Source organism: Allobosea sp. P1_A7, assembly GCF_056406775.1.
In genome coordinates this window covers 1-4,210 of sequence record NZ_JBFTZN010000380.1, presented here as the reverse complement: position 1 = coordinate 4,210, position 4,210 = coordinate 1, and the positions used below count along the sequence as shown (strand labels likewise).

Here is a 4,210-nt window from a genome sequence, read left to right as displayed (position 1 = left end):
CCTTCGATCTCCAGGAAACTGCGCGATGAGCCTCACGCCCGTCCCCGTCGCCCTGAAGGCGCTAATCGACAGCGTTCCGGCACCGACACCATCAGAAACCCTGCCACTCGCACAATGCGTAGGGCGCGTGCTCGCCGCCGACCTGCAGGCGCTTCGGACCCAGCCCCCCTTTGCCAACTCCGCAATGGACGGATACGCCGTTCGCGCAGACGATATTGCGCCGGCAAATGAATTGCGTGTCATCGGCGAATCGGCTGCCGGTCGTTCCTTCTCAGGGATGGTCCGCTCCAATGAGGCTGTTCGCATCTTCACCGGTGCTCCGATTCCGGAGGGCGCCGATACGATCTTGATTCAGGAGAATGCGGACGGCGTCGGCACTGCGACGATCCGCGTGCGCGAGGGCGCCGAGCGCGGCAAGTTCGTTCGTCAGGCAGGATTGGACTTCTCCGAGGGCGAGGTGTTGCTTCTCGCCGGCAGCCGGCTCGACAGTGCGAGCCTCGGCCTCGCGGCAGCCATGGGCCACCCCATGCTCACTGTGCGTCGCAAGCCACTGGTCGCGATCCTCGCGACTGGCGACGAACTGGTCCAGCCCGGCGAGCCGGTTGGACCCGACCAGATCGTCGCGTCCAACAGTTTTGCGCTCGCCGCGCTGGTCGAGCAGGCCGGCGGCACGGCGCTCGATCTCGGGATTGCCCGCGATGATCATGCCGATCTCGCCGACAAGATTGGCCAGGCACGGAAGGCCGATGCCGATGTGCTGATCACCCTCGGAGGAGCCTCGGTAGGTGAGCACGATCTCGTCCAGGCAGCGTTGATCGGTCAAGGCATGGCGCTCGGCTTCTGGAAGATCGCCATGCGGCCGGGCAAGCCGATGATGATGGGCCGCCTCGGCCGCATGGTCGCGCTCGGCCTGCCCGGAAACCCCGTCTCGTCCATCGTTTGCGGACATCTCTTCGTCGTGCCCCTGCTCAGGACCCTCCTGGGCGTACCGGAACCGGAGCGCGATCTGAGTGAGCCTGCAATCGTCGGAAGAAATTTGCCGGCAAATGATGAGCGGCGAGACTATATGAGGTCGGAACTGACGCTCACTCCGGAAGGATGGCTGGCAACGCCCTTCGCCAAGCAGGATTCGTCGATGCTGGCCACTCTTGCCCGCGCCGACGCGCTACTCATTCGCGAATCGTTTGCTGCGCCGGCAAACAAAGGCGACAACTGCCGGATCATCCGCCTACGCTGAGCGCGCTTGCGGAACACAACGCGAACCTGTATGGTGTTCGTGCTTTGTTTCGATTCCATACAAAGAGCGCCGGCGGGAACCATGCTGACACGCAAACAGTTCGAACTGCTTCGTTTCATCCAGGAACGCCTGCGCGAGACAGGGGTGCCCCCCTCCTTCGACGAGATGAAGGACGCGCTCGATCTGCGCTCCAAGTCCGGTATCCATCGCCTGATCATGGCGCTGGAGGAGCGCGGGTTCATTCGCCGCCTTCCCAATCGAGCCCGAGCGCTGGAGATCATAAAGCTGCCCGAAGGGGCCGGCGGCCCTCAGGCGACGCGCGGACGGTTCAGCCCCTCCGTCGTCCAAGGGGGGCTTGGCAAGGTCCGGCCGATCGCACCGCCCCCGGACGAAGATGTGCGCTCCACGGTTGCGATTCCGGTCATGGGGCGGATTGCCGCCGGTACACCGATTTCCGCCATCCAGAGCCGCAGCCATACCGTGGCACTGCCTGCCGACATGCTTGGCCCCGGTGAACATTTTGCCCTCGAGGTTCGCGGCGACTCGATGGTGGAAGCCGGCATTCTCGACGGCGATACGGTGGTGATCAAGCGTCAGGACACGGCCAATACCGGGGATATCGTCGTGGCTCTGATCGATGACGAGGAAGCAACGCTGAAGCGACTGCGCAAGCGCGGCTCCTCGATCGCGCTCGAGGCTGCCAATCCCGCCTATGAGACAAGGGTGCTGGGACCGGACCGCGTCAAGATTCAGGGCCGCCTGGTCAACCTGATGCGGCGCTACTGAAGCGGCTCGTGTTCTTCGACAGCCGCCAGCGGCAAAGCCGGCGTGCTTGCAGGCCGCTCCCGCTTGCGGCTCCAGGGACGATCGACACCATCCTGCTCTGATAGATGGGCGCGCCAGCCGCCCTTGTTGCCGACAAGGGCGGTCGCGCCATCGCGCGACAATGCCCTGCGGTCGATCAGTCGTGCTGCGCACGGAGCGTTCCACGGAATCGGCGTGATGACGAGATCGGCGCGCCGACAGTCCTCGACGATGGCCAGGCGATCACGTGCAAAGGCAACGCTTCGTCCATCCTTGCTGCGGACGACACAACCCAACGTGTCGCAGGCCGCGCCTTCCCGCAGGCTGTTGTCGTCAGTCCGGCGATTATCGCCATCTGCGTTCAGCCATTGCTGCAGCACGAAGCGGCTCGGTTGCCCCGCCAGGATCATGCGACCATCGCCCCCGCGGACCAGGATGCCGGAACCATCGCGTTCGATCAGGATGTCGGGCCTGTCGGGCTTCGCTGCCACGAGCAGTCCCGCGATCAGGGGGGCGACGGCCAGGAAGCGCAGCGGTGTCGTCCAGAGCGTGATCCAGAGAAGCGCAGCGGCAAAGCATGCGAGCGCCGCGGCCCCGAATGCAGGAATGATCACCGCGGAGTGGTCGAATCCCGCAACCCAGCGCGCGGATTGCAGCACATAGTCCGAAGCGACTCCCATGAGCGCCCAAGCCGGCCAATCCAGGCCGAAGGGATAGGCGAGCACGCCGAAGACAGCGGCAGGCATGACGATCAGGGAAACGAAGGGCAAGGCGAGCGCATTGCCGAGCAGACCGAAGGGGTTGAAGGTCTGGAAGTGATAGGCACCGAACGGTGCGGTTGCGACCGTCGCCAGCACGGTCGTGACCGTGAGCCCGACCACCGCGATCCAGATCGGCCGTAGCGGCCAAGGCAGGTTCGCCGGCGCCTCGGAGTGGCCGCGATCCTCCCAGCGCTCGGCAAAGGCGATCAGCGCCGCGACAGCGCCAAAGGACATCTGGAAGCTTGGACCAAGCAGCGCGTCAGGCTCGCGCAGCAGAACGATCATCGCAGCGAGAGCCAGATTGCGCATGCTGAGCGCCGGGCGATCGACGAGAATCGCACCGAGCATGACCAATGTCATGATCAGCGAGCGYACCGTCGCGACCTCGGCTCCCGAGAAGATGCAATAAGCCGTGGCGCCGAGCATCGCGGCCAGGGCGGCGAGTTTCTTTATGGGCCAGCGCAATGCCAGCGTTTGCGATAGCGCCAGCAGGCCACGGACCAGGCCGAAGATCGTGGCGGAGGCCAGCACCATGTGAAGGCCCGAGATCGAGATGATATGATAGATTCCGGCCGCGCGGAGGTCGATATTGGTCGCCTCCGTGATGAGGCCGCGCTTGCCAGTAACCAGCGACGCCGCCATCGCGCCAGCCTGCCCTCCCCCGATCCCGGCGATGCGCTCCGTCAGGGCATTGCGCGCCCGGTCGACCGTCGCGCGTATCTGAAGCTCGAGCGGTGGCTGCAAGGGTGGTGGGGCGAGCGTGATCTTTCCGGGGATGGTCCCGACTGCACCAAGCCCTCGGAAGAAGGCGTCGCGCCCGAAGTCGTAGCCACCTGGTCGCACTGGACCGGGCGGCGGCAGGAGGCGCGCGACGGCAGCGATGTGATCGCCCGGCGAAACCGAACCACCTTTGACGTTGACCCGAACCCGCCGTGGCAGGCGTTCAGGCTCCACCCCGGCAATGCCGGTCACCAGGATCACGAGGCGCGCGCCGGCGTCGCGCGCCTCGACCGATTCGACAAAGCCGGTGAGTTGTCCCACGCGCATTCGATCGAGCATCGGTGCTGCGATCGTCGCCGTGCGCCAGGCCGCGGCACCAAAGCCGGCGAAGATGGCAGCAAGGCCGACGCAAGCGAGCATGACCGGGCGTCGGGCGCGCGACAGCGCTGCCATCGCAGCGGAGACGCCAAAGCCGGAGAGCGGGACCCAGAAGGATGGCTCGCGATCAGCCGCGAAATAGAGCAGAATGCCGGCTCCCATCAGCACCGGCAGCCAGAGAAACAGCCTTCTTCGTCCGGCCTCGATCGCGATGGCGCCCAGGAAGCGCGCGCGCCATTCGGCGAGAAACAACCGAATGGCAGCGTCCTGAAACCATATCTCGGGAATGCGGAATGGTACGGCGCGAACA

At 65.3% G+C, this 4,210-nt stretch carries 3 protein-coding genes; 2 read left to right on the top strand and 1 reads right to left on the bottom strand.

Translation table 11 applies throughout. From position 1 onward, the window contains the following. Positions 1-25: 25 nt before the first annotated feature. Together AC1D34_RS34590 and lexA are read left to right on the top strand one after the other, a co-directional pair. Positions 26-1,237: a molybdopterin molybdotransferase MoeA gene (locus tag AC1D34_RS34590; RefSeq protein ID WP_476826672.1), complete on the top strand. Its 1,212-nt coding sequence runs from the start codon at positions 26-28 to the stop codon at positions 1,235-1,237. 81 nt (positions 1,238-1,318) lie between these two features. Next, a complete protein-coding gene (gene lexA / locus AC1D34_RS34585; protein ID WP_441505544.1) occupies positions 1,319-2,023 on the top strand; it encodes a transcriptional repressor LexA in 705 nt (234 codons plus the stop codon). Here lexA and AC1D34_RS34580 read toward each other — a convergent pair. After that, positions 2,017-4,210: ComEC/Rec2 family competence protein (locus AC1D34_RS34580; protein WP_476826671.1), on the bottom strand; the 2,194-nt coding region annotated here is incomplete at its 5' end. The two genes, lexA and AC1D34_RS34580, sit on opposite strands and share 7 nt — an antisense overlap.

What these genes read in the sequence shown, in the direction of transcription:
- AC1D34_RS34590 (WP_476826672.1), top strand. Translation starts at nt 26, where the DNA reads ATGAGCCTCACGCCCGTCCCCGTCGCCCTGAAGGCGCTAATCGACAGC.
- lexA (WP_441505544.1), top strand. Translation starts at nt 1,319, where the DNA reads ATGCTGACACGCAAACAGTTCGAACTGCTTCGTTTCATCCAGGAACGC.